Origin of the sequence: Streptomyces griseobrunneus (assembly GCF_046713465.1) — a bacterium.
In the GTDB taxonomy this organism is placed as follows: Bacteria; Actinomycetota; Actinomycetes; order Streptomycetales; family Streptomycetaceae; genus Streptomyces; species Streptomyces microflavus.
In genome coordinates this window covers 5546218-5571122 of sequence record NZ_CP177080.1, presented here as the reverse complement: position 1 = coordinate 5571122, position 24905 = coordinate 5546218, and the positions used below count along the sequence as shown (strand labels likewise).

Here is a 24905-nt window from a genome sequence, read left to right as displayed (position 1 = left end):
GTAGCGGTCGCTCCCCTCCACCGTAAACGGAACGGGCAGGCCGAGGGTTCCTTCGGAACCCCCAACCTGCCCGTAGGGGATGGCCCTGACTACGCACCGCGACCATCAACGGACGGCGGTCACGCGGGGACGATGTTCACCAGCTTCGGCGCCCGCACGATCACCTTGCGGATCCCGGCCCCCCCCAGCGCCGCGACGACCGCCGGGTCCGCCAGGGCCAGCGCCTCCAGCTCCTCGTCCGTGATGGAGGGCGAGATCTCCAGGCGGGCCCGGACCTTGCCCTTGATCTGGACGACGCAGGTGACGGTCTCGTCCACGACGTACGCCGGGTCGGCCACCGGGAAGTCCTGGTGGACGACGGACTCGGTGTGGCCCAGCCGGCGCCACAGCTCCTCCGCCACGTGCGGGGCCAGCGGGGCGATCAGCAGGACCAGCCGCTCGGCCACGGACCGCGACAGCGGCCCGCCCGCCTTCGTCAGGTGGTTGTTCAGCTCGGTGATCTTGGCGATGGCGGTGTTGAACCGCATCCCCTCCAGGTCCTGGCCGACCCCGTCGATGGCCTTGTGCAGGGCCCGCAGGGCGTCCTCACCGGGCTCCGTGTCGACGACGGTGACCTCGCCGGTCTCCTCGTCGACCACGTTGCGCCACAGCCGCTGCAGCAGCCGGTACTGGCCGACCACCGCACGCGTGTCCCAGGGGCGCGACACGTCCAGCGGGCCCATCGCCATCTCGTACAGGCGCAGGGTGTCCGCACCGTACTCGGCGCAGATCTCGTCCGGCGTGACCGCGTTCTTCAGGGACTTGCCCATCTTGCCCAGGACGCGGCTGACCTTCTCGCCCTCGTAGTAGAAGGCGCCGTCGCGCTCCTCCACCTCGGCGGCCGGGACGGCGATGCCCCGAGCGTCGCGGTAGACGAAGGCCTGGATCATGCCCTGGTTGTACAGCTTGTGGAACGGCTCGGCCGACGAGATGTGGCCCAGGTCGTGCAGCACCTTGGACCAGAAGCGCGCGTACAGCAGGTGCAGTACGGCGTGCTCGGCGCCGCCGACGTACAGGTCGACACCGCCGGTGGGCTGCCCCTCGCGCGGGCCCATCCAGTACTGCTCGATCTCCGGGTCGACCAGCTGCCGGTCGTTGTTCGGGTCCAGGTAGCGCAGCTCGTACCAGCAGGAACCGGCCCAGTTGGGCATGGTGTTGGTCTCACGGCGGTACTTGCGCGGGCCGGCGCCGTCGCCCAGGTCCAGCGTCACGTTGACCCAGTCGGCGTTGCGCGACAGCGGGGTCTCGGGCTGGGTGTCGGCGTCCTCCGGGTCGAAGGTGCGCGGCGAGTAGTCCTCGACCTCCGGCAGCTCCAGCGGCAGCATCGACTCGGGCAGCGGGTGGGCGATGCCCTCCTCGTCGTACACGATCGGGAAGGGCTCGCCCCAGTAGCGCTGCCGGCTGAACAGCCAGTCCCGCAGCCGGAAGTTGACGGTGCCCTCGCCGACGCCGTGCTCCTGCAGCCACTCGGTGATCTTCGCCTTGGCCTCGACGACGCCCAGGCCGTCCAGCGAGATGTCGTCGTTGGAGGAGTTGACCAGCTTCGCGTCGTACGAACCGAAGGCGTCGTCCCACGTGGAGGGGTCGGTGCCGCGGTCGTCCGACGGCTGGACGACACAGCGCATCGGCAGCTCGAAGGCGCGCGCGAAGGCGAAGTCGCGTGCGTCGTGCGCCGGTACCGCCATGATCGCGCCGGTGCCGTAGCCCATCAGGACGTAGTCCGCGATGAAGACGGGGACCTTCTCGCCGCTGACGGGGTTGGTGGCGTACGCGCCGGTGAAGACACCGGTCTTGTCCTTGGCCTCGGCCTGCCGCTCGACGTCGGACTTGGCGGCGGCCTGCTTGCGGTACGCGGTGACGGCCTCGGCCGGGCTCGCGTGGCCGCCGGTCCACACCGGGTGGGTGCCCTCGGGCCAGGCGGCCGGAATGATCCGCTCGACCAGCTCGTGCTCGGGCGCCAGCACCATGTAGGTGGCGCCGAACAGCGTGTCCTGGCGGGTGGTGAAGACGGTGATGCCGCCGGCGGAGTCGACCGGGAACTCGACGCGGGCACCCTCGGAGCGCCCGATCCAGTTGCGCTGCTGCAGCTTGATGGCGTCGGGCCAGTCCAGCCCGTCCAGGTCGTTCAGCAGCCGGTCGGCGTAGGAGGTGATGCGCATGTTCCACTGGCGCAGCTTGGCCTTGAAGACGGGGAAGTTGCCGCGCTCGGAGCGTCCGTCGGCGGTGACCTCCTCGTTGGCCAGCACGGTGCCCAGCCCCGGCGACCAGTTGACGGGCGCGTCGGAGGCGTACGCCAGGCGGTACTCGCCCAGCAGGTCGGCGCGCTCGGCGGCGCTCAGCGCACTCCACTCACGGCCGTCGGGGGTCGCCCGTGTGCCGTTCTCGAACTGCTCGACCAGCTCGGCGATCGGGCGGGCCCGGTCGGCCTCGGTGTCGTACCAGGAGTTGAAGATCTGCAGGAAGATCCACTGCGTCCACTTGTAGTACTCGGCCTCGATCGTCGCGAACGAACGGCGGTTGTCGTGGCCCAGGCCCAGTCGGCGCAGCTGGACCTTCATGTTCTCCATGTTGGCCTCGGTGGAGGCCCGGGGGTGGGTGCCCGTCTGGACCGCGTACTGCTCGGCGGGCAGGCCGAACGCGTCGAAGCCCAGGGTGTGCAGCACATTGTGGCCGGTCATCCGCTGGTGGCGGGCGTAGACATCGGTGGCGATGTAGCCCAGCGGGTGTCCGACGTGCAGCCCCGCACCCGAGGGGTACGGGAACATGTCCATGATGAACTTCTTCGGCTTGGCGGCCAGCTCCGGGTCGCCCGCCAGGTCTCCGGTGGGGTTCGGTGCCTCGTACGTCCCCTCGGCGTCCCAGAAGTCCTGCCAGCGTGCCTCGATGTCGGCGGCCATCGCCGCCGTGTAGCGGTGCGGCGCGGCCGTCTCGGCTGCGGAATTCGTCTCGCTCATGATCCTCAAAGCTCCATCGATCGTCATCTGCCGGGAAACGAAAAATCCCCTCGCACAGGAGGGGACGCCGCGCTGACTCCGACCAGGCGTTCTCACCGGTCGGAACTGGTCAGCGCGGCTCGCTAAGCAGAAGGCGTACGGCACGCATGGCGTCAGGGTACCGCACGGGTCCGGAGGGGAGCGGGGAGTAACCGGTGGGCGGACAGCGCCTGCGTGAGCCGGTACCCACCTGCTCACCCGTCGCCCTCAGTAGCTGACGCGTGATGCTGATGTGGGCGTGCGGTGTGTGATCGGCGGGCTTCCGGTGGGCTTTCGGCGGAGTCCTGGGACGACTCCAGGGGCGGAGGGAACGCCCGGGAAGCGGGGGTTACTCGGCGTACCGACTTCTATCGGGGCAACCGAGCAAAGCCCGTACTGGTTGGTATGGGGCGTCCTAGCATGCGGCAACGGGACCGCTTTGCCGAACTATTCGGAGTCGCCCCTATGAACCCTCATCGCAAGATCCGCGTATCCCCCACCATGAGCACCGGAATGAGTCGGCCTGTACAGGGCGGCCTGACTGTCACCGCGTTGGTATTCGTCCCTCTGCTCGCCGTCGCAGGGAGCGACGGCTTCCGCGCCACCCTCGACTTCACCACCGGCGTCCTGTCGCTGGTCTCGCTCAGCGCGGCCGTCGCCTGGGGCCTGCTGGCCACCGACCGGCTGTTCCTCTCCACCCGCCAGCGGATCGCCTGCCAGGGCATCCACCGGGCCACAGCCGTGGCCGCGCTCGGCTTCCTGCTGCTGCACGGAACCGTGAAGATCGCCCTCGGCCATGTGTCCCTGCTCGGCGCCCTCATACCCTTCGGCCTCGGCGTCTCGGGTACGGCGGGGCTGATCGGCTTCGGCTCGCTGGCCGGACTGCTCATGGTCGTCACAGCGGCGACCGGCGCGCTGCGCAGCGCGTTCGCCCAGCCCTCCCCCACGGCCACCCGGCTCGGCCAGTCGCTGGGCTCCCCCCGCGAGGCGGGCGGGATCGCGGGGCGGTGGCGCGCCCTGCACGCCCTGGCCTATCCGGCCTGGTGCGCCGCTCTGGTCCATGGCCTGTACGCGGGCCGGGCACCCGCGACCTGGGTCGTCGTGATGTACGGGCTGTGCCTCACCGCCGTCGCCGGCGCCCTGTGCCTGCGGCTGCTGCCCCGCCCGGCGAAGCGCCGGATCACCGACCGGATCGCCGCGCTGATGAGCCCGGAAGGGGAGTTCGACGCGCCGGACCCGGTGCTGCGCGGGTCCTCGCGGCCGGGTGCGGAACGCGGGCCCGGCACGGACCGTCAGCCGCCTCCGGGAGACCCCGCGGGGTGGAGCGAGCCGGACCGGGAGGTCCGGGGCACTCCGGTGCGCCCGCGCACCCTGTCGGCGCCGCTCCTCCCGCCGACACCACCCCCGCCCATGCCGCTGTCCGGCTCGCTGCACTCCCTGCACGAAACGCAGGTCCCGTACGAGGCGCGCGCTCCGCACGAGACGCACTCCCTGCACGAAGCGCCGACGGAGCTGCTGTACGGGGTCCAGCCCCCGGTGTACGAACCGCCTCCGCGCAGCTCCGACCGGCTCGCGGACGGCCCTGTCGGCGGGCCGGGGATATCGGCCGGATACCGCGCCGTGTCCCAGGCCGGTGACGCCACGCGCGTGCCGGGCCCCAGATGGCCCGCCCCGTCCCCCGCACCGCCCGCGCAGGCCCACCACCGCCCGCACGGTGCCGAGCACACCTACACGCCCCCGCAGGAACCACCGGTGTACACGCCACCGCTCAGCACGACACCTCCGTACGCCACCCCGGTGTACGACACAACGGCATACGGCGCCACGGCGTACGGCACAGCCGACGCGACGTCTTCCTTTGAAGGCGCCCCGACGCCCAGCACACCCGCTCCTTCCTATGAAGCCTCCTACGAAGCCTCATACGAAGCCCCGTACAGGGCTGCTCAGGCGGCCGAATCCCACACCCCAGCCACCCCCGGCACCGGCGCCGAGCCGCCGACCGGACCGTTCTCCGCGCCCCCGGCCGGCGAACCCTGGCACGCACCCGCAGGAGACCGCCCGTGAACGACCCCCTCCCCGATGTTCCCGAGGTCCGCGTCGTCGGCCTGCCGCAACTGACCACCGGCTTCGACCTGGTGGAGCGGCTCGACCTCGCCATGCACCTGAAGGTGCACGGACCCCTCGAACCGATGACCGGCGAGCGGCTGGCCGAGCTGGCCGAAGCGATCTCCCTGACCGGGCGGGGCGGGGCGGGGTTCCCCTTCGGCAAGAAACTGCGGGCGGTGGCGAAGGCGTCCATCCGGCGCGGGGTGCGCCCCGTCGTCGTGATCAACGGGAGCGAGGGCGAGCCCGCCTGCCGCAAGGACACCGTCCTCCTCAACCGTGCCCCGCACCTGATCCTGGACGGCGCCCTGCTGGCCGCGGAGGCGCTCGGCGCGCGCACGCTGGTCGTCGCCGTCACCCGTAACTCCACCGAGGTCTCCGTACGCGCGGCACTGGCCGAGCGCGGCCTCTCCGACCGGCGCGGCCAGCAGTTGCGCGCCCGGGTGATCCGCACCCCGGAGCGCATGGTCTCCGGCGAGGCGTCCTCGGTGATCCGGGCGGCGAACGGCGGGCCGGCCCTGCCCCCGGGCCGGCGCGAGCGGGCGGCGGAGACCGGGGTCGGCGGCTCCCCGACCCTGCTGTCGAACGCCGAGACGTACGCCCAACTCGCCGTCGCCGCCCGGATAGGCCCTCGCCGCTACGGGCACACCGGGCTGCCGAACGAACCGGGCACCGTCCTGCTCACCGTCTCCGGCGCCGTGGCCCGGCCCATGGTCATCGAAGTGCCGACCGGCGTGCCGCTGCGGTACATCCTGCAACTGGCCGGAGCGCCGCCGCTGCCCCAAGGGGTCCTGACGGGCGGCTACCACGGCAACTGGATCGACGCCGTCGCCTCCCACAACGCGGTCATATCCCGGGAGTCCCTGGCCACCGTGGGCGGTGCGCTGGGCGCGGGCGCGATCCTGCCGATCGGGCCGGAGACGTGCCCGCTCGGCGAGTCCCTCCGGATCACGAACTGGCTGGCCGCCGAGACCGCCGGGCAGTGCGGCCCGTGCAAGCTGGGGCTCCCGGCGGCGGCGGGCGGACTCTCCGACGTACTGAACGGCGGCGGGCCCGCCGCGCTGGAGGCACTGCGCGAGGTGACCCAGGCCGTGAAGGGCCGGGGCGCGTGCAAGCACCCGGACGGTTCGGCGCGGTTCCTGATGTCGGCGCTGTCGGCGTTCACGGACGACCTGGCCGCCCATGTCCTGGACGGCGGCTGCGGCCGCGAGACGCTCGGTGTGCTGCCGCTGCCCGCTTCCGGATACCAGGACCTGGAGGAGTCGATTCCGAGCGGCGAGAAGCTGGCGGTGGACTGGACACTCTGCCAGGGCCACGGCCTCTGCGCGGACATCGTCCCCGAGCTCATCAGGCTGGGCCCCGACGGCTATCCGGCGGTGGCGGACGCCTCGGTTCCGATGCATCTGCGCGGGCGCGCCCAGCGGGCCGTACGGCGCTGCCCCGCCCTGGCGCTCCGGATCGAGCAGTCGGCCGCCGAGCAGCGCCCCGCTCTGCCCGCCGCCGTCAACCGGCGGGCCCTGGGCAGCGGACGCGGCTGACCGGGCGCCACGACGAAAGAAGCGGGCCACCCGATCCGGGTGGCCCGCTTCTTCATGTGGAGCTCGTGGAGCTAAGGAGAATTGAACTCCTGACCTCCTGCATGCCATGCAGGCGCTCTACCAACTGAGCTATAGCCCCTTGTTGTCCGCCGCCCGGTTCCCCTTGGCGACATCGAGAACATTACACGGTCCCCCCGGTGCTTCACCAAATCGTTTCCGGTGCGCACACATATGCCCGAATTATCCCGGGCGTTGAACCGTCAGCCGCAGGTCAGAGGCCCGGAGGCTCACGCTGTCGCGAAGGAGTAGAACCGCTTGAGGGTGCAGTGCTCCTCCAAGAGGCGCCCGTAGATCGGCTCCCCCTCCAGCTCCCGGTAGGTCTCGATGGGGTCGCCTTTTATGATCAGCGCCCGCGCGCATTCCTCGCACCAGTACTGGTATTCCGGGTTGATCGGGTCCATGTCCCTGACAATGGGCGTACCGCTGCCGCACCAGTCGCACTTACGCCTGTGTGCACCCATCAGTCAGCTCCAGCTGTGGCCGCAGGCCGTGCACACGTAGGAGACCCCTCCGTTGTCGCCCAGGACTTGGGCCACGTGGGACGAACCGCAGGACGGGCAGCCGAGACGGGATCGATCTTCGGACGTTACGGAGCCGGGGAACGAGGCGGCGACAAGGAGCAGGTCGGGGACGTGTTCGCGACTCGCAGGCATCGCGCTCCCTCCCGATCGGTCCGTCGCCCCCTCCGGCGCTCCGATTCTGCCATGACCCCGCAAGGGGGTCAGCCCGCTTCACGCCCCTACGCAGAAGATCCCGCCCCCAGACGGGGACGGGATCCTTATTGTGGAGCTAAGGAGAATTGAACTCCTGACCTCCTGCATGCCATGCAGGCGCTCTACCAACTGAGCTATAGCCCCGCTGTTCGCTCTGTTTCCCTGCGTTTCCGCGCTGCGAACAAGAAGAACTTTAGCCTGTGACCTGCCGGAAAGTGAAATCCGGCCGGAGACGCCCGGAGACGGCCCGGAAACAGCGCCCGAGCGGTCCTAGTCGTCGTCGCCGAGCACCGGCTCCGGCAGCGTGCCGGCGTTGTGCTCCAGCAGGCGCCAGCCGCGCGCGCCCTCGCCCAGGACCGACCAGCAGCAGTTGGTCAGCCCGCCGAGCCCTTCCCAGTGGTGCGCCTCCAGACCGAGGAGCCGGCCGATCGTCGTCCTGATCGTGCCGCCGTGGCTGACCACGACGAGCGTGCCGTCGGCGGGCAGCTTCTCGGCGTGCTCAAGCACGACCGGTGCGGCCCGGTCGGCAACCTCGGTCTCCAGCTCACCGCCGCCCCTGCGCACCGGCTCGCCGCGCTTCCACGCCGCGTACTGCTCGCCGAACCGCTCGACGATCTCCACGTGCGTCAGACCCTGCCAGGCGCCCGCGTACGTCTCACGGAGCGCGGCGTCGTGGGCCACGGTGAGACCGGTGACGGCCGCGAGCTCGGCGGCCGTGGCCGCCGCCCGCCTGAGGTCGGAGGCGACGACGGCATCGGGCTTCAGCGAGGCGAGCAGCCGGGCGGCCCGACGGGCCTGCCCGACGCCCTCCTCGGTGAGCTCGATGTCCGTGGAGCCCTGGAAGCGCCGCTCCAGGTTCCACGCGGTCTGGCCGTGACGCCAGAGAACGATCTTGCGGCCCCTGCCGCTGCGACTGCCGTTCAGCTCTGGTCACCTTCCGTGCTGCCGTTGAGCTGTGCGTGCTCCTCGGCCTTGCCTCGGGTCCTGACCGCGTCCTCGGGGAGGGCGATCTCCGGGCAGTCCTTCCACAGACGCTCGAGCGCGTAGAAGACGCGCTCCTCGCTGTGCTGGACGTGGATGACGATGTCGACGTAGTCGAGGAGGATCCAGCGGGCGTCGCGGTCGCCTTCACGGCGCACCGGCTTGACGCCGAGCTCCTTCTGGAGCTGCTCCTCGATCTCGTCGACGATCGACTTGACCTGGCGGTCGTTGGGGGCCGAGGCCAGCAGGAAGGCGTCGGTGATCGACAGCACATCGCTGACGTCGTAGGCGATGATGTCGTGCGCGAGCCGGTCGGCGGCCGCCTGAGCGGCGGCGTTGATGAGCTCGATGGAGCGGTCCGTGGCGGTCACATGCAGGCTTTCGTCGGCGGTCGGATGCAACCTCTAGGGTCTCACGGACCGCCGACAGCCCTTCACGCCGACGATTACCCGGTCTTGTAGTCCTGGCCGAGTACGGCGGAGACGTCCGCGTTGGCGGCCGGCTCGCCCTTCTTCACGGCACCGGCGGACAGCCCCAGGGTCTTGGCCACCTCCGTGGCCTTCTCCTTGTCCTCGGCGGTCCGGTAGATCACGACGGACTCGGCCTCGTCCTTGGCCTTGCCGCTGTCCACGAAGGCGTAACCACCGTTGACAAGCACGATCCGGGCGGACTCCCCGGCGCGGGCGTTCCCGGTGGCGTTGCGGACGGCGACCCGCAGCGGCGCGCCCTCCTCGGGTGCCTTCACCGTGCCGCCGAGGATGTCCCTGACGACGCTGCGGGTGGCCGCGTCGGTGAGGGTGCCGTCGTCCTGGACGGGCAGCATCGCCGTCTTGTAGTCACCGACCTTGGCCCGCGAGGCCAGCTTGGCGAGCGAGGCCCCGAGGTCCTTCTCCGGCAGCGACGGGTCCAGGACCTGCGCCAGCGTCTCCACGGTGACGGTCGCGGCCTTGGGGTCCTCCGAGATCTTGCGCAGCACCGCGCGCATGACTTCCCCGAACCGCGTCAGCTGCTTGGCCTCGGCCTCCCCGGGTGCCAGGTAGGTGGCGTACGCCACGGCCATCGGGCCGCTGAGCGTCTGCGCCTCCCCCTTGTTCACGAGGGGCGCGGCACCCTTCTTGGCGTCGGGCACATCGATGTCGGTGTCCACCTCGATGTTGCCGACCTGCTCGACGAGGATCTCCAGGTACGGGGTGTCCAGCCGCCAGGTACCGCTGATCCTGGTGCCCAGGAGGGTTTCGATCGACTCCCGGGTGCCGGTCCTGCCGTCGTCGTCGACGGACTTGCCGAGCGTGGTGGTGGAACCGTCGTCACCGGCGACGGCGAGGGTGTTCGGCAGCAGGACGGTGGTGCCCTGCTTGGTGGTGGTGTTGTCGACGAGCAGGGCGGTCGAGGTGCCGCCCTTCTTGGTGTTGTGCAGGTGCACCACGATCACGTCGCGCTGCTGCGCACCGACGGCGACGGCCTTCTTCTCCTCCGTACCGGAGAGGCCGGGGAGCATGTCGGCGGACCAGAGGTACCCGACACCTCCGACCACCACGAGCACGGCGACGACGATCAGCGCGATCATCCGGTTGCGGCCCTTGCGGCGCGCTTCCTCGCGCCGCTCGCTGCGGCTCTCGGTGAACTTCAGCCAGTCGATGACGTCCTCGGAGTCCTCGTCGGGCTCCTCGATGAACGAGAACTGCTCGGTGCGGTAGTCCGGCGCGGGGCGCTGCCCGGGAACGGCGGGGTCCGCCTCGGCCTCCGGCTCCCGCTCGTGGGCCTGCTCGCGCGGGGGCCGAGCGGCCGGCTGCGGGGCCTGCTCGGGGGCGGGGGCGGTGCCCTGCTGCGGGATGTTCCACTGCTGACCGGTGTCGACGGCGGCGGGCTGCTGCCCGGTGGCGTAGCCGTAGTCGGTATAGCCGCCGTAGCCGTACTGCTGACCCTGGCCGTATCCCTGGTCGGCGCCCTGGCCGCCCTGGTCCTGCTGGGGGTGCTGCCGGCCCGCGTAGGGGTCGTACGGCTGGGCCTGAGGCTGCTGGGGCTGCTGGGCCTGGCCGTACGGGTCGTATCCGTACCCCGTCTCCGGGGCCTGCCCCTGGTGCTGGCCCTGGCCCTGCTGCTGACCCTGCTGCGCGGCGTAGGGGTCGTACTGCTGCCGGTCGTACTGCTGCTGGTCCTGCTGCTGCCCTTGCTGCTGGTACACCGGCTGGCCGTACTCGTCGTAGCCGATGATCTGCGGCTGCTGGTAGTACGGGTCGTGGTCGTACGGGTTCTGTCGGTCGTTCACCGGTGCCCCTCTCCGTGGCTCAGTCGCCGCGGTACAGCTGGCGCTTGTCGATGTAGCGGACCACGCCGTCCGGCACCAGGTACCAGACCGGCTCCCCCTGCGCGACCCTCTCACGGCAGTCCGTGGACGAGATCGCCAGCGCGGGCACCTCCACCAGGGAGACACCGCCCTCGGGAAGCCCGTCGTCCGTGAGCACGTGACCCGGCCGGGTCACACCGATGAAGTGGGAGAGCGAGAACAGCTCCTCCGCGTCGCGCCAGGTGAGGATCTGGGACAGCGCGTCGGCGCCGGTGATGAAGAAGAGGTCCGCGTCGCCGTGGACCTCGCGCAGGTCCCGCAGCGTATCGATGGTGTACGTCGGTCCGCCACGGTCGATGTCACTGCGGCTGACCGAGAACTGCGGGTTGGACGCGGTGGCGATGACCGTCATCAGATAGCGGTCCTCGGCCGGGGAGACGCTCTTGTGGCTCTTCTGCCACGGCTGCCCGGTCGGGACGAACACGACCTCGTCGAGATGGAACTGGGCGGCCACTTCACTGGCCGCCACCAGGTGTCCATGATGAATCGGGTCAAATGTCCCGCCCATGACGCCGATTCGGCGCTTCTCGGGGCCGGTAGGCACTTCCTGCTCTCCCATGCGTGCAGAGCCTACTGGCACAGCTGTACGCCTCTGCCTCAGCGGTCGCGGTTGAAGCGGGTGGTGATCCAGAGCAGGAACATCAGCGCGAGGAAGGCGCCGACACCGGTCACGTACGGGTTGAGGCTTTCGTGGTTGCCGCCCTCGCCACCCTCGGAGGCGAGAGTGACCAGCTGGTGTGCGGTGCTCGTGAGGCTCATCGTCGGCAGGACCTATCGATCGTGAGTCGGAAGGAAGACGTCGGGCACATCGTATGCGGGCACCCCGGGCACGCTCACGCCGACTCAGTCGTTGTTGTCGTCGTTGCGGTAACCGCGCAGCAGGAACCAGGCCAGCAGCACCGCTCCGACGATCGAGGCCAGCAGGACGATCCGGAGGGTGGCTCCCGGTCCCTGTTCGTCGGCGACGGCGGCGAGCAGTACGGCGGTGTGTGGCATTTCGGGCGCTCCTCATAGTTATCCACAGCCCCCCGCACACCGTAGCGCCAGCACATACGCTGGTTTTCGCCAGGGGGACGAGCAACGTCTCGTACGAACAGGGGGCCATCCATGACCGACAGCAGTCACGAGAACGTGCCGAGCAGGGCGCGCAGGCGATTCCCCGGGATCTCGTCCCGGGCCTACGAGCACCCGGCGGACCGCTCGGCCCTGGTGGCCCTGCGCAGGCTCACCGGTTTCGACACCGTGTTCAAGGCGCTCAGCGGGCTCCTCCCGGAGCGCAGCCTGCGGTTGCTCTTCCTCTCCGACTCCGTCCGGGTGAGCGAAGCCCAGTTCGCCCACCTCAACGACATGCTGCGCGACGCGTGTTACATCCTGGACCTGGAGAAGGTCCCGCCGATGTACGTCAAGCAGGACCCGCAGCCCAACGCCATGTGTATCGGGCTGGACGAGCCGATCATCGTGGTCACCACCGGCCTGGTCGAGCTGCTCGACGAGGAGGAGATGCGGGCGGTGGTCGGCCACGAGGTGGGCCACGCGCTCTCCGGCCACTCGGTGTACCGGACGATACTGCTCTTCCTGACCAACCTGGCCGTGAAGGTCGCCTGGATCCCGCTGGGCAACGTGGCGATCATGGCGATAGTGACGGCGCTGCGCGAGTGGTTCCGCAAGTCGGAGCTCTCGGCCGACCGGGCCGGGCTGCTGGTGGGCCAGGACATCCAGGCCTCGATGCGCGGTCTGATGAAGATCGCCGGTGGCAACCACCTCCACGAGATGAATGTGGACGCCTTCCTCGCCCAGGCCGACGAGTACGAGAAGGGCGGGGATCTGCGGGACTCGGTCCTCAAGATCCTCAATGTGCTGCCCCGGACGCACCCCTTCACCACGGTGCGGGCCGCCGAGCTGAAGAAGTGGTCGGAGACCCGCGACTACCAGCGGATCATGGACGGCCACTACCCCAGGCGCGACGAGGACAAGGACGCCTCGGTGACGGACTCGTTCCGGGAGTCCGCCTCGCACTACGCCGACACGGTGCGTACGAGCAAGGACCCGCTGATGAAGCTGGTCGGTGACATCGCCGGAGGCGCCGGGGACCTGGGCGGCAAGCTGCGCGACAAGTTCACCGGGGGCGCCGGGGCCGCCAGGGGCGGTGCGGGCACCTCCGCTACGGACGAGGACGGAACTCCCGAAGGGCCTGAGGGTCCTGGAGGTCCCGGAGGTCCCGAGGGTCCTGAGGAGGGGCCGCGGAAGGCGTAGGGGAGCCCAGCGGCGCCAGGGTTCCGCAGAGTGCCGCCGCGGGCCTGCCCGGGGCGTACGGGTCGGTGACCGCGGGGCCCCGGTCGTCCGCCCGCTCTCCCGCCAGGAGCGGGCGGAGCGTCCCCGTGGCACCGGCCGAGCAGGACTGCGGCCCGGCCTGTACGTGGGCGGTGCGCACCTCAAGGCGGTGCAACCGCAGGTCCTCCCGGTCGAAGCGGAAGTGCAGCTCGCGCCGGACGGTGAAGAGGGACGCGCCGTCCTCCTTCGGGGGGCCTTCCGCCGGGCGGAGGGCGTAGGTGAAGGTGTGGTCCGAGACGACCTCCAGGGTGCCCGCGCCGTCCTCCGCGTACGAGAGGGTGCCCTGGACCCGGATCTGCGGGTCCGCGAGCTCCACCTGGGCCGGGTCGAAGCGCACCAGCCAGCCGGTGGCGGCGTGGAGCCCGTCGTCGGCGGGGCTGCTCATGGACCGTTCGAACTGGCCCCGCTGGTCCGGGTCGAGGAGCTGTTCGACGGGCCGGCGGACCTGTCCGGTGAGGACGTCCGGGTTGAGCGAGGACTCCACCAGGAAGTCCTTGACGATCGCGAGGGCGGTGGTGATCTGGCTGTCCGAGAAGTTCTGCGTGCGCCGTACGGAGGGGAAGTTGATGCCCTCCGCTCCGGTCCGGAAGCCGGAGAGCGGGGCAGCCAGGTAGAGCCGCTCGGGTGATCCGGCGGGCACGGTTCCGCGTGGGGCGAGGGGGACCACGGTGGTCCGCAACGGCTCGGCCCGTCGGGTGACGGGCTGCGGATAGGGATTGCGGAAGCCGATGTAGACGGCCGTGGCGAAGGCCAGGGCGATGAGGACGACCAGCACGATGGCGGCCCTGGAGCCGTGGCCGGCCGGGGCCACCGGCTCCGGCAGCGTCCGCACGGCGCGGGCGTGCTCGCCCATCCGCTCCTGGGCCGAGAACTCCTGCATGCGGGCACTGCGGATGAACGATTCGTCGAAGACGAGCGAGCGGTACTCGTCCTCGCCGCCCTCGGGGTTCTCGGGCGGGCCGTTCGGCGGTTCTGAGCGGCCTGTCATGACTTCTCTCCCGATCTCCACACCACCGGTCTGCTCGGTGCGCAACGGTCTGCTTCGGCCGTCAGGCATCCGGCAGCGAGAAGCCCCCCGGAAGCGAGGGGTCACATCTTCAGAGTAGGTCGATCGGCGCGTACGTAAACGCGGAGAGCGGCGGGAAGTGGTGCCCGCGGCTACCGCCGGACGGGTGACGTCCGACCGGTCCCCCGGCCCGGGGAACGGCGCGGGAGGGTTCAGGGGGCACCGGGGGTGGCGGAGACCGCCGGGCGGGGGTGGACCGCGGGGGCCGGCGGAATCGCTCCGGGCTGGTCCACACCACTGGTCACGGGCGGCGGCATCGGATCCTGGCGGTGGGCCGAGGCGCTCCGGTAGACGGCGGAGAAGGCCAGGGCGACCATTCCGATGCCCATCACCAGGGCCAGCAGCCAGGCGACCGGGCGGTGCCAGCGGGCGGCGCCCCGGTAGGCCCGCGGACCGCCGCCCTGCCCGTAGGGGCCCGGCTCGGCACCGTCGTCGTACTCGGGGTCGTAATCGAGGTCCTGGGGGTCGTGATAGGACCTGGAGCGCCCGTAGGAGCCGTGTTCGCCGTCCCTGGGCCGGCGTGTGCGGCGGGCCCTGGCGGCGTCGGCCTGCGCGCGGGCTTCCGCGGCGGCGAGGAGGCGCTCCACGGCGGTGGGTTCATGGACGACGGCGGCCCGGACGAAGTCCTCGTCGAACACCACGGAGGCGAAGTCCTTGTCCGCGCCCCCGCGGTCGTCGTCGGGCTCCCAGCCGTCCGGGAACGGCTTGCCCCCCACGTCGTCCGGCACGGATTCAGCGTAGCCCTGCCGGGACCTTTTGGGCAGGTGCTCCGGAAAGTCGTCCGGTGGGCGGGAGGGGGAACATGCGGCCGGTCCATGACCCGTGTGCGTACGCCGGGCGGGATGCCCGGCCCGGCGTACGGGCAGGGGCGCGGCTACCGGGTGTGGCCGTCGCCGGTGACGATGTACTTCGTAGAGGTCAGCTCCGGCAGCCCCATCGGGCCGCGGGCGTGCAGCTTCTGCGTGGAGATGCCGATCTCGGCGCCGAAGCCGAACTGTCCGCCGTCCGTGAAGCGCGTGGAGGCGTTGACGGCGACCGTGGTCGAATCGACCAGCTGGGTGAACCGGCGGGCGGCCGCCTGCGAGGTGGTCACGATGGCCTCGGTGTGGCCGGAGGACCAGAGGCGGATGTGCGCCACCGCCGCGTCCAGCGAGTCCACGACCGCCGCCGCGATGTCGTACGAGAGGTATTCGGTCTCCCAGTCCTCCGTGGTCGCCGCGACCACGGTGGCCTTGGTCCCCTCGGCGTGGGCGAGGACCTGCTCGTCGCCGTGCACGGTGACCCCGGCCTCGGCCAGCGCGTCCAGGGCGAGCGGCAGGAAGGCGTCGGCGACGTCCTTGTGGACGAGCAGGGTCTCGGCGGAGTTGCAGACGCTGGGGCGCTGGGCCTTGGAGTTGATCAGGATGTCGACGGCCATGGTCAGGTCCGTCTGCGCGTCGACGTAGACATGGCAGTTGCCGGTGCCGGTCTCGATGACGGGGACCGTGGACTCCTCGACGACCGTACGGATCAGGGAGGCGCCGCCACGCGGGATGAGGACGTCGACCAGGCCGCGGGCCCGCATCAGCTCCCGTACGGAGTCGCGGCTCTCGCCGGGGACGAGCTGCACCGCGTCGGCGGGGAGGCCCGAGCCGCCGACCGCGTCGCGCAGGACACGGACCAGGGCGGTGTTGGAGGCGTAGGCGGAGGAGGAGCCGCGCAGCAGGACCGCGTTGCCGGCCTTCAGGCAGAGGGCGGCGGCGTCCACGGTGACATTGGGGCGGGCCTCGTAGATGATGCCGACCACGCCGAGGGGGACGCGGACCTGGCGCAGGTCGATGCCGTTGGGCAGCGTGGAGCCGCGCACCACCTCGCCGACCGGGTCGGGCAGCGCGGCCACGTCCCGTACGTCGGCGGCGATGGCGCGGATGCGCTCCGGGGTGAGGGTGAGCCGGTCGATGATGCCCTCGCTCGTACCGGCCTCGCGGGCTCGCTCGACGTCCTGCGCGTTGGCCTCGACGATCTCGGCGGTCCGCACTTCGAGGGCGTCGGCGATGGCCAGCAGCGCGTCGTCCTTGGCAGCACGCGGAAGTGGCGCGATATCTGCGGCGGCCGCACGGGCCCGGTAAGCGGTCTGCGCGACCGGGGACATGTTGTCGTAGGGCGAGAGCGTGGTCATGCCCGCAGAGTAATGCGCGCTCTGCGGGCATACGGCACGTATCCCGTGATGCGAGACGGCCGCCCGAAGGGCGGACACCTCGCCCGGGGCCTTTCAGTAAGGGTGCACGCCGACGGGGGCGGCGGGCGGCGGCCCGTAGCCCTCGGCGATACGCAGGTGGTACGTCTCACGGTCGATGACTTCGAGGCCGACGATCTTCCACGGCGGGAGCTGGGCGCTGGAGCGGTGCTCGCCCCACAGCCGCAGCGCCACCGCGGCCGCGTCGTGCAGGTCGCGGGCCTCTTCCCAGTAGCGGATCTCCGCGTGGTCGTTGGCGTAACGGCTGGTCAGCAGGAAGGGGTGGTCGTGCGCGAGCTGTTCCAGGCCGCGTCTGACCTCCCCCAGCGGGGTCTCGGTCCCCGAGACGCTGAGGGTGATGTGCCACAGCTTCGACTGCTGGCGGTCCTCCTGCCGGTCCGTCACCGGCTCCTGATCGGCGGTGCCTCCCAGGGGCGTGTTCCGGTCGAAGTCGGCCCCCGCTCCGACACTCGTCAGGGCGCGGCTGCCCGTGCCTCGGGGCGACGCCCCCGGGCGCGCTCGTCTCACCGGCGGCCTCCTGTGATGTGTTGCTGTGCGGACCCCTGATTCCCCGATACAAAGTGGACCAGTCCACGGGCGGGCGTGGGGCGGTTTTGGTAAAGGTCCCTGCCCGATGGCGGGACTTTCAGCCGTTTCAGGGGGTGAGGCGTGGCACGAGAATGACGAGATCGTCCCTGTGTACGACCTCGCGCTCGTAGGCGGGGCCCAGCTCACGGGCCAGATCGCGGGTGGAGCGGCCGAGCAGCTGGGGGATCTCCTTCGCGTCGAAGTTGACGAGTCCGCGGGCGACCGGGGTGCCGCGCAGATCGCGCAGCTCCACCGGGTCGCCGGCGCTGAACTCGCCCTCGACGGCGGAGATTCCGGCGGGCAGCAGCGAGGTGCGGCGCTCCACCACGGCCCGTACGGCGCCGTCGTCCAGGGTGAGCGCGCCCTGCGGGGTGGAGGCGTGGGCGAGCCACAGGAGCCGGTCGGCGGAGCGGCGGCCGGTGCGGTGGAAGTAGGTGCCGGTGTCGCGGCCCGCGAGGGCGTCGGCGGCCCGGCTGGCGGAGGTGAGGACGACCGGGACGCCGGCGGCGGTGGCGATGCGGGCGGCCTCGACCTTGGTGACCATGCCGCCGGTGCCCACGCCCGCCTTCCCGGCGCTGCCGATGGTGACGCCGGCCAGGTCGTCGGGTCCGGTGACCTCGGCGATCCGGGAGGCGCCGGGGGTGCCGGGCGGGCCGTCGTAGAGACCGTCCACGTCGGAGAGCAGGACCAGCAGGTCGGCGTGGACGAGGTGGGCGACGAGGGCGGCGAGCCGGTCGTTGTCACCGAAGCGGATCTCGTCGGTGGCGACGGTGTCGTTCTCGTTGACGACGGGGACGGCGCCCATTTCGAGGAGCTTGTCGAGGGTGCTGTAGGCGTTGCGGTAGTGGGCGCGACGGCTGGTGTCGTCGGCGGTGAGGAGCACCTGGCCGACGCGGACGCCGTAGCGGGCGAACGAGGCGGTGTAGCGGGCGACGAGGAGACCCTGGCCGACGCTGGCGGCGGCCTGCTGACGGGCGAGGTCCTTGGGCCTGCGGACCAGGCCGAGGGGGGCGAGCCCGGCGGCGATGGCACCGCTGGAGACGAGGACGACCTCGCGTTCGCCGCCGTCCCTGACCTTGGCCAGGACGTCGACGAGGGCGTCGACCCGGTCGGCGTCGAGGCCGCCGGAGGCCGTGGTGAGCGAGGAGGAGCCGACCTTGACGACGATCCGGCGGGCGCCGGTCACTTCCGGCCCGCGGCCCGACGGCGTGCGGGCCGAGGGCTCGCGGTCAGACGCCGTGCCGTCCGACGCCCTACGGTCCGACGGCCTCTGCTCTGCCACGTGCTTCCTCGCTCTGGATCGCCCCGGTGTTCGGTGAGGCGCGTGCGTGCCGCCCCCGGCACAGCACAGTACGCGAGCGGCCGCCCCCGCTGCCTGCCGGTTTCGCCCGGTGGACAGCCGTGGGGCGGCCGGGGTGGCTCAGCCCTGCTGCTCGTCCTTGACGGCGAGCATCCGGTCGACGACCCGGGCGGCGGCGCGGCCGTCGGAGGGTTCGCAGAAGTCGACCCGGAACTGGGCGTACTTCTCCTTGTACTCCTCGCTCACCTCGTCGATGTTCCGGATCGCGGAGACCAGGTCCTCGGAGGTCTTGATCAGCGGTCCCGGGGCGCGGGAGGTGAAGTCGAAGTAGAAGCCGCGCAGGGTGTCGCGGTAGTGCTCCAGGTCGTACGTGAAGAAGAGCATCGGCCGCCCGGAGTGGGCGAAGTCGAACAGCACCGAGGAGTAGTCCGTGATCAGCACGTCGGCGATCAGGTAGAGGTCGGCGATGTCCGGGTAGTACGTGACGTCGTAGACGAAGCCCTGTCCGGCGCCGGGGATGGAGTCGAGGACCTTGTGGTGCTTGCGGTAGAGCAGCACGTGGTCCTCGCCGAGCTCGCGCCTCGCGGCCTCGACGTCGATCTGGTTGTCCAGCTTGAAGCGGCGGCCGCCGTAGCGCTGGTCGTCGCGCCAGGTGGGCGCGTACAGCACGACCTTCTTGCCCGCGGGGATGCCGAGCTTCTCCCGTACGGCCGCGGCGCGCTTGACGCGGTCGGGGGCGTGGAAGACGTCGTTGCGCGGGTAGCCCGCTTCCAGCACCTCGCACTGGAGGCGGAAGGAGTTGGTCATGATCGGGGTGGTGAAGGCGTTCGGCGTGATGAACAGGCTGTACTGGCGCGAGCGCTGCGGGAGGCTCGCGATGTAGGCCAGGTTCGCCTTCGGGGTGCCGAGGAGGTCGGCGCCGATGCGCTTGAGCGGGGTGCCGTGCCAGGTCTGGACGACGACCTGGCCCTCCCGGCGGACGAACCACTCGCGGATGCCGCCGTTGGTGACGACGTACCGGCTGCGGGCCAGCGCCTCGTACCACTCCTTGCTGCCCCACTCGACGCCGCGGACGCCGGGCGGCAGGACGACCTGCTGGTCGTGGACCATCGCGATGTGCTCGACGTCGGTGCCGCGGCGCTTGAGCTCCTCGTAGACCGCGCGGGGCGAGTCGGAGAATTGCTTGCCGCCGAAGCTGTTGTAGAGCACGGCCTCGCGCAGCGGCAGCTTGCGCTGCTCGGGGGTGTAGACGTCACGCATGAGGCGCTGGCGGTAGGCGCCGCGCAGCTCGGGGCCGATGACCGGGCCGGACTCCACGAAGATCCGGTCGAAGTCGAGGCGCTCCACGGTGTACGTGCGGTGCTCGCCCCGGTGGGAGAGCGGCAGTACGGAGACGAGGTCGGGGCGGATCGTGACGGGGAGGTCGCGGGTGTGGTCCCACTCGCTGCGCAGGCGCAGGCGCGGCATCCAGCGGCCGGCGCGCAGCGGCACGGTGCCCTCGTAGGTCTCCATGGTGTCCGGGCGCAGGCGGGCGGTGAAGCGGCCGTCCGCGAACTCGACGGGCAGCGGGCGGTCCTCGTTGCGGCCGGTGTGGCGCAGGACCATCTTCATCTGCTCGGCCGGGCCGGCGTAGGAGCCGGCGAGCTCCAGCTCGCCGTCGGCGCTCCAGCGGACGCTGTCGACGACGGGCTGGACGGTCCGCAGCTGCGGGGTGAAGTTCCCTGCGCCGTCGGTGAGGACGGCCAGCTCGCGCCCGTCGGGCAGCGGGTGGACGTCGGTCCGCAGCTTCTCGCCGTTGGTGGCGCGGCGGGTGGTGCCGTCGGCGAAGACGATGAGCGCGCGGTACTTGCGGGGCTTGCCGGGGGTGACACCGTCGGTGGGGAGGTCGGCGAGGGGCAGCTTCGCGGTGTGGCGGAGCCAGCCGTCGTCGCCGGTGCCGGTCTGCTTCAGCGGCAGGTCGGTGGCGAAGCCGCTCGGCTCGTGGTCGATGCGCAGCGCGGTGGGGAACTTGCCCGCGGGGGCCGTCACCTGGGAGCGGAGGGTGACGGTGAGGGTGTCGCCGTCGGATTCCTGGGACTCGATCTCGGCGGGGACGACGTCCACGGTGAGTTTGAGCCGGTTGCGGTCGAAGCCGGCGACGAGCCGGACGCCGTCGTCCAGGACGCGGGTGTAGCTGTGGCCCGCCGAGCCCGCGTTGTTCTTCGTGATGCTGCCCACGGACATGCCGCCGGGGCGCGGGATGCCGACGCCCAGGCGCCAGGTGCCCGACTGCCACTGGCCGCGCACGCGGAGCCGGCCCGGGTCGATGCCGATCTCGAAGCCCGACCAGTCGTAGTTGTGCAGAGCGCCCTTGGCCTCGGTCGTGGCGCGGGGCTCCTCGACCGTGCGCAGGCGCAGCGGGAGGGCGGAGCGGCTGCCCTGGCGGCGCAGCACGGCGACGCGCAGGGAGCGCTTGCCGGTGGCCGAGGGAACGTTGGGGATGTAGGCGTAGCCCTTGACGACGAGCTTGCCGTCCTCCCAGACGAGGTCCAGGAGCTTGCCGCGTACGGGGAGTTCGCTGCGGTTGAAGTTGCGCACCGAGGACGGCAGCGAGGAGCTCTCGATGCCGGGCAGCTCGATACGGGCACGCCGCAGGCCCTTCACGGCGAAGGCTCCCGGGTTCTCCCGCTCGTAGTGGAGCAGGCCCGCCAGCTCCTCGCCGCGTCCGCTGGCCGCCAGGTGCCACTTGACCCGGGCCATCGGGGAGAACTGCCGGACGATCTTGGGGGCCGCCCGGTCCAGGAAGTCCTTGGCGGCGCTGTGGAAAGCGGGGCGCTCCTCGGCCGGGGTCTCCGGGAAGTACTTCATGAGCCGGCTGAGCTCTTCGGGGATCGCTTCGAGGGACGCCACGAGGGGAGGGCCTTTCCGGGGGGACGTGCAGATGATGAACCCCTGGAAGACGGGGCGTAAATGAGACGCCTACAACGGTCTCATGGTTGCACCCCAGTATGGCGTGAGGCCAATCACAGGATCGACCCGGCCCGGGCTCTTGCCAGGCCCGCCCCGGGTCCTCGCCGGGCCCTCGCCGGGACGGTGGCGCGGCCCGCGGGGCCGGTCGGTCAGACGCGGTGCGCGCGGGGGGCGCGCAGGGCACTCAGCACCGTACGGCGGGCCTTGCGGACCACCCGGCGGGCGAAGGACACGTGCGGCTTCCGCTGCGGGGGCTCGATGCGCCGGCCGCCGACCCATTCGGTGACGGCCACCTCGTAGGCGTGCTCGGGGAGTACGGAGTCCTTCGCCGCCTCGTCGTAGTGCGGGTAGGCCAGGAGGATCCGGTCGCCCCGGCGGATCACCTCGGGCTCCTTCTTGTCGCGCAGGAAGGCCGCGATGTCGAGCAGCAGGTCCAGCCGTCCTGCGGCGAGAGCGGTGAGCCGCAGCCGCTCGTGGACCTTGAGCCGGCGGCCGAGCTCCGGTGTCCAGTGGGCGTCCATCAGGGGGGCGGCGAGCGCCATCTTCTTCCGGCGTACGGCGTCGGACTGTTTCACCAGTCCGGGGCCGAACTGGGGCAGCAGCGTGATGACGAACGGACGCACCATCAGCGAGTCCCTGCGCGGGCCCGCGGGCGCCAGGTCGGCGATGAGCCCCATGAGGGCGCGGGCGGAGTCGAACCGCCGCTGGTAGCCGCCCTTCTTGGTCATCTGGTTGCGGTCCTCGCGGCCGACCAGGTAGTAGCAGGTGTAGTCGGCGACGACGGAGACGCCGTTGCCGCGCAGGTACGCCTCCATGGTGAACAGGGCGTCCTCGCCCGTCTTCAGCTTCTCGTCGAAGGCCATGCCGAGGCGTACGAGGAGGTCGCGCCGGAACAGCTTCTGGGCGCTCAGCGTGAATTTGATGTTGGATGTATAGAGGTCGGCGCGCTCGACGGTCTCTTTCCACATCGACTTCGCCGCACCGCGATTGACGCCGACGATCTTTCCGAGCACCACGTCCGTGCCCGCCCGGTCGCCCATGGCGACCATGCGTTCCAGGGCCTCCTCGCCGAAATAGTCGTCGGCGTCGAGGAAGAAGACGTACCGGCCGCGGGCGAGCTTCAGGCCGAGATTCCGCGGGCCGCTGGGGCCGCCGGAATTGACCTGGCGGACGACGCGCGTGGGGATCGCCGTCCGGGCGGCGAACTCCTCCAGGTACTCACCCGTACCGTCCGTGGAGCCGTCGTCGACCGCGACGATCTCCAGGCGTCCGGCGCCGATCGTCTGTGCCTCCACGGACTCCAGACACCGGATCAGGTAGGGCATCGCTTCATACGCTCCGATGATCACACTGACATCGGGCTCGTGGTTCGTCCTGGGCATGTCGGCCATGTGCACCCGTCGATTTGATCACGAAAGAGGGCAGATTGCCCGACTCTGCACTCTCTATGCATCGACATGCCGAACGACCCGCACATCCCCTCCCTGAGGAGAGACGTACGGGTCGCCGTCGGGGTTGCGTGACTTTCAGCCAGTTCGATCAGTTGTACGCCTCAGCGCGCGGCCGAGGTCCCCTCGGTGACCGTGGCCTCCGCCGCTGCCGCCGCCTCGGCCTCGACCTCGGCCCCGCCCACCGCGTCCGGGTCCGCCGCGACACCGGCCTCGGCCAGCGCCTCCGGCCTGCCCGTACCGACGCCGCTGGAGGCCGCCTCGCGGTCCGGGACGGCCACGGGCTGGTCGCCGAGCCGCTGGGCGGCACCGGCGTTGCGGGCCTCGGCCTTGGCCATGAGCGCCCGTACGGCGGCGTTGAACTGTTCCATGGAGGTCGGTTCGTCCGGCCCCAGGAGGTAGGTCTTCAGCTCGCGACGGGCCTCCGCCAGCGCGTCCGCCGCCGGGTCGGCCACCGCGGCCAGCAGCTCGTCGAGCTCCTCGGCACTGTTGGAGAGGATGACCGCGGCCCGTACGGCGGTGTTCTGCCGCTTGAACTCCTCGGCGCCGAGCGCCGCGGAGTCGGTGACCGCGTACGGCTTGCCGCTCGCGATGAAGTCGGAGACCACGCTGGAGATGTCCGAGACCATGGCGTCGGACTCGTTGAAGCAGTCGTACAGCTTGGGCTGCGCCCCCATCACCGTACGGTGCTCCCACCAGCCGAAGGAGCGCCAGTAGGCGTCGTTCCACGCAGCCCGCAGCTGCGCCGTCTCCGCCTCGCGGGCGGGGTCGGCGAGGGAGACCCGCGACTCCTCCGACTCGTCCCCGCCGGAGCGGCCCACGGCCGCGAGCTCCGCGAGGCGGGCATCGATCCGCACCAGCTCGGCCTTGGCGGCGCTCTGCGCGGCGGCTGCCCGCTCCGCCTCCTTCGCCCAGCGGGGTTCGGCGGCGCGCTCGGCGGCCGCCTTCCCCAGCATCCCGCGGATCCGGGCGTCGACCCCCTTGGCCTTGCCGCTGCGGATGCCGGTGAAGGGGTGCGGCTTGTAGATGATCCGGACCGGGTCGTCGGCGGCGAGCAGCCGGCGCACGATGTTCTCGCCCGCCAGGAGCAGGGAGGTGTTGCCGGGGTTGTCGTCCCAGCCCTCCCAGGTGGGGGCGTACAGCACGGTCGGGATGGGGTTCTTGACGGCGCCCGTCCAGCTCAGAATCGGCTCCAACTGCGGGCGGCCGACCTCGACGATGTCCTCGTCCCGGATCCCCACGTCGGCCAGCGCGTAGCGGTCGCGGCCGGCCAGGCCGGCCGTCCAGACCTCGTCGTAGACCTTGGAGTACGGGTTGACGCTGGCGAGCTTGTCGCTGTCGCCGTGGCCGATGAAGACGTGCTTCATGGTCGGCACGCGCAGGATGTGGATGTTCTTGCCGACGTTGGCCGGATACAGACAGACCCGGACGGTGGAGAGGTCCAGGTTCATCAGGTGCGTGCCCGCCGGGACGCAGAGCACCGGGACGGAGGTCTCGGACAGCTGCGGGACCAGACCGCGCTCCCGCATGATGATCAGCGGCCGGCCCTCGACCCGGGCCATGGTCTCCAGCCACATGTTGCCCTGGTAGGCGGACTCGTTGGAGCCGGAGAAGTAGAGCACCACGGTCGGCTGGTACTCGCGCAGCCAGGTGTCGACGGCCTTGAGCACAGCGGCGGCCGGGGGCACCAGGCGGCCGCGGCGGATGTACGGGACGAGCGCCGCGAGGTAGGCCAGGGCCAGCAGCAGGGTGAGTGCGGCGCCGACGAAGCCGACGATGTCCTCGCCGGTCCCGGCGGCGATCAGGATGCCTGCCACCGCCGGGATGTCGAGGTGCAGCATCTTCTCGGCGGAGCGGCGCAGCAGCGTGCCCGGCGGTGCGTCGGGGATCCGTACGGCGTGCAGGTCGACGTTGCGGGTGACGACCGGCATGGTGCGGCGGAGCCGGATCAGGGTCGTCAGGGCGCCGTGCGGGGCCTGCAGGCCGTAGAAGAGCAGGAAGGTGGCGACCGCCGCGTAGAAGAGCGGGTCCTCGGCGAGGTCCAGCCGGGCCAGCAGCAGGATGACCATCAGCTGGCGCAGCAGGAAGCGGATGGGCAGTCCGGCCCGCACCTTGTTGAGCCGGTTGACCAGATAGCTCCCCCGCTGGTGCAGATACCAGTCCGCGGCATACGTGACAGCCGTGGCCGCCGCGAAGAACCAGACGTTCGGAATGAGCGCGGCGAGCATGACGCAGGGATATCCCAGCCCCATCAA

The 24905-nt window shown here is 71.0% G+C and carries 20 protein-coding genes and 2 tRNA genes; 3 read left to right on the top strand and 19 right to left on the bottom strand.

What is annotated here, in order from left to right; translation table 11 throughout:
* Nucleotides 1-119: 119 nt before the first annotated feature.
* A complete protein-coding gene (gene leuS, locus ACK8N7_RS25225; RefSeq protein ID WP_500444211.1) occupies nucleotides 120-2993 on the bottom strand; it encodes a leucine--tRNA ligase in 2874 nt (957 codons plus the stop codon).
* 531 nt (nucleotides 2994-3524) lie between these two features.
* On the opposite strand from leuS, the gene ACK8N7_RS25220 reads away from it, so the two are divergent.
* Nucleotides 3525-5075: a ferric reductase-like transmembrane domain-containing protein gene (locus tag ACK8N7_RS25220; RefSeq protein ID WP_403208151.1), complete on the top strand. Its 1551-nt coding sequence runs from the start codon at nucleotides 3525-3527 to the stop codon at nucleotides 5073-5075.
* A complete protein-coding gene (locus tag ACK8N7_RS25215) occupies nucleotides 5072-6652 on the top strand; it encodes a ferredoxin (RefSeq protein ID WP_403208149.1) in 1581 nt (526 codons plus the stop codon). Before ACK8N7_RS25220 ends, ACK8N7_RS25215 begins: the two co-directional genes overlap by 4 nt.
* Nucleotides 6653-6718: 66 nt before the next feature.
* Here ACK8N7_RS25215 and ACK8N7_RS25210 read toward each other — a convergent pair.
* The 10 genes from ACK8N7_RS25210 to ACK8N7_RS25165 form a co-directional block, all read right to left on the bottom strand.
* A tRNA-Ala gene (locus ACK8N7_RS25210) sits at nucleotides 6719-6791 on the bottom strand.
* Nucleotides 6792-6939: 148 nt separating this feature from the next.
* Nucleotides 6940-7173, bottom strand: coding sequence for a hypothetical protein (locus ACK8N7_RS25205; protein ID WP_015608461.1), 234 nt, complete (start codon nucleotides 7171-7173; stop codon nucleotides 6940-6942).
* Between the two features lie 3 nt (nucleotides 7174-7176).
* Nucleotides 7177-7365: a hypothetical protein gene (locus ACK8N7_RS25200; protein ID WP_403208147.1), complete on the bottom strand. Its 189-nt coding sequence runs from the start codon at nucleotides 7363-7365 to the stop codon at nucleotides 7177-7179.
* A 131-nt stretch (nucleotides 7366-7496) separates the two neighbouring features.
* A tRNA-Ala gene (locus tag ACK8N7_RS25195) sits at nucleotides 7497-7569 on the bottom strand.
* A gap of 126 nt (nucleotides 7570-7695) precedes the next feature.
* Nucleotides 7696-8349 (bottom strand): histidine phosphatase family protein, encoded by a 654-nt coding sequence (locus ACK8N7_RS25190; RefSeq protein ID WP_403209063.1) that lies wholly within the window; start codon nucleotides 8347-8349, stop codon nucleotides 7696-7698.
* The gene (gene rsfS, locus ACK8N7_RS25185) at nucleotides 8346-8777 is read right to left on the bottom strand and encodes a ribosome silencing factor (protein WP_015608463.1); all 432 of its coding nucleotides are present in this window, start codon (nucleotides 8775-8777) and stop codon (nucleotides 8346-8348) included. The genes ACK8N7_RS25190 and rsfS overlap by 4 nt, the downstream gene beginning before the upstream one ends.
* 74 nt (nucleotides 8778-8851) lie before the next feature.
* A complete protein-coding gene (locus ACK8N7_RS25180; RefSeq protein ID WP_500444210.1) occupies nucleotides 8852-10675 on the bottom strand; it encodes an LCP family protein in 1824 nt (607 codons plus the stop codon).
* A gap of 19 nt (nucleotides 10676-10694) precedes the next feature.
* Nucleotides 10695-11312, bottom strand: coding sequence for a nicotinate-nucleotide adenylyltransferase (gene nadD, locus ACK8N7_RS25175; RefSeq protein ID WP_355085008.1), 618 nt, complete (start codon nucleotides 11310-11312; stop codon nucleotides 10695-10697).
* Between the two features lie 38 nt (nucleotides 11313-11350).
* Nucleotides 11351-11512: a hypothetical protein gene (locus ACK8N7_RS25170; RefSeq protein WP_015608466.1), complete on the bottom strand. Its 162-nt coding sequence runs from the start codon at nucleotides 11510-11512 to the stop codon at nucleotides 11351-11353.
* Between the two features lie 84 nt (nucleotides 11513-11596).
* On the bottom strand, nucleotides 11597-11749 hold the full coding sequence (locus tag ACK8N7_RS25165) for a hypothetical protein (protein WP_015608467.1): 153 nt from the start codon (nucleotides 11747-11749) through the stop codon (nucleotides 11597-11599).
* A gap of 111 nt (nucleotides 11750-11860) precedes the next feature.
* On the opposite strand from ACK8N7_RS25165, the gene ACK8N7_RS25160 reads away from it, so the two are divergent.
* The gene (locus ACK8N7_RS25160) at nucleotides 11861-13006 is read left to right on the top strand and encodes a M48 family metallopeptidase (RefSeq protein WP_403208143.1); all 1146 of its coding nucleotides are present in this window, start codon (nucleotides 11861-11863) and stop codon (nucleotides 13004-13006) included.
* Here the strand turns inward: ACK8N7_RS25160 and ACK8N7_RS25155 are convergent.
* The 8 genes from ACK8N7_RS25155 to ACK8N7_RS25120 form a co-directional block, all read right to left on the bottom strand.
* Entirely contained in the window at nucleotides 12915-14072 is a 1158-nt protein-coding gene (locus tag ACK8N7_RS25155; RefSeq protein WP_500444209.1) for an SCO2583 family membrane protein, read from the bottom strand. The genes ACK8N7_RS25160 and ACK8N7_RS25155 overlap by 92 nt on opposite strands.
* A 230-nt stretch (nucleotides 14073-14302) precedes the next feature.
* Nucleotides 14303-14878 carry an SCO2584 family spore wall biosynthesis protein gene (locus ACK8N7_RS25150; RefSeq protein WP_500444208.1) on the bottom strand — a complete coding sequence of 192 codons (576 nt, stop codon included), beginning with the start codon at nucleotides 14876-14878 and terminating at the stop codon, nucleotides 14303-14305.
* 146 nt (nucleotides 14879-15024) lie between these two features.
* Nucleotides 15025-16308, bottom strand: coding sequence for a glutamate-5-semialdehyde dehydrogenase (locus ACK8N7_RS25145; protein ID WP_403208137.1), 1284 nt, complete (start codon nucleotides 16306-16308; stop codon nucleotides 15025-15027).
* Nucleotides 16309-16401: 93 nt separating this feature from the next.
* Nucleotides 16402-16893 (bottom strand): DUF8830 family protein, encoded by a 492-nt coding sequence (locus tag ACK8N7_RS25140; protein WP_403208135.1) that lies wholly within the window; start codon nucleotides 16891-16893, stop codon nucleotides 16402-16404.
* 127 nt (nucleotides 16894-17020) lie between these two features.
* Nucleotides 17021-18139 (bottom strand): glutamate 5-kinase, encoded by a 1119-nt coding sequence (proB, locus tag ACK8N7_RS25135; protein WP_031122788.1) that lies wholly within the window; start codon nucleotides 18137-18139, stop codon nucleotides 17021-17023.
* Nucleotides 18140-18373: 234 nt separating this feature from the next.
* Nucleotides 18374-21142, bottom strand: coding sequence for a CDP-glycerol glycerophosphotransferase family protein (locus ACK8N7_RS25130; RefSeq protein ID WP_500444207.1), 2769 nt, complete (start codon nucleotides 21140-21142; stop codon nucleotides 18374-18376).
* A gap of 209 nt (nucleotides 21143-21351) precedes the next feature.
* The gene (locus ACK8N7_RS25125) at nucleotides 21352-22593 is read right to left on the bottom strand and encodes a glycosyltransferase family 2 protein (protein ID WP_403208131.1); all 1242 of its coding nucleotides are present in this window, start codon (nucleotides 22591-22593) and stop codon (nucleotides 21352-21354) included.
* Between the two features lie 161 nt (nucleotides 22594-22754).
* A complete protein-coding gene (locus ACK8N7_RS25120) occupies nucleotides 22755-24878 on the bottom strand; it encodes a hypothetical protein (RefSeq protein ID WP_403208129.1) in 2124 nt (707 codons plus the stop codon).
* Nucleotides 24879-24905: the final 27 nt, after the last annotated feature.

Coding starts and splice junctions, on each gene's coding strand:
- leuS (WP_500444211.1), bottom strand. CDS start 2,993: ATGAGCGAGACGAATTCCGCAGCCGAGACGGCCGCGCCGCACCGCTAC.
- nadD (WP_355085008.1), bottom strand. CDS start 11,312: ATGGGAGAGCAGGAAGTGCCTACCGGCCCCGAGAAGCGCCGAATCGGC.
- ACK8N7_RS25145 (WP_403208137.1), bottom strand. CDS start 16,308: ATGACCACGCTCTCGCCCTACGACAACATGTCCCCGGTCGCGCAGACC.
- ACK8N7_RS25205 (WP_015608461.1), bottom strand. CDS start 7,173: ATGGGTGCACACAGGCGTAAGTGCGACTGGTGCGGCAGCGGTACGCCC.
- ACK8N7_RS25220 (WP_403208151.1), top strand. CDS start 3,525: ATGAGTCGGCCTGTACAGGGCGGCCTGACTGTCACCGCGTTGGTATTC.
- ACK8N7_RS25125 (WP_403208131.1), bottom strand. CDS start 22,593: ATGGCCGACATGCCCAGGACGAACCACGAGCCCGATGTCAGTGTGATC.
- ACK8N7_RS25155 (WP_500444209.1), bottom strand. CDS start 14,072: ATGACAGGCCGCTCAGAACCGCCGAACGGCCCGCCCGAGAACCCCGAG.
- ACK8N7_RS25165 (WP_015608467.1), bottom strand. CDS start 11,749: ATGCCACACACCGCCGTACTGCTCGCCGCCGTCGCCGACGAACAGGGA.
- ACK8N7_RS25170 (WP_015608466.1), bottom strand. CDS start 11,512: ATGAGCCTCACGAGCACCGCACACCAGCTGGTCACTCTCGCCTCCGAG.
- ACK8N7_RS25120 (WP_403208129.1), bottom strand. CDS start 24,878: ATGCTCGCCGCGCTCATTCCGAACGTCTGGTTCTTCGCGGCGGCCACG.
- ACK8N7_RS25200 (WP_403208147.1), bottom strand. CDS start 7,365: ATGCCTGCGAGTCGCGAACACGTCCCCGACCTGCTCCTTGTCGCCGCC.
- ACK8N7_RS25160 (WP_403208143.1), top strand. CDS start 11,861: ATGACCGACAGCAGTCACGAGAACGTGCCGAGCAGGGCGCGCAGGCGA.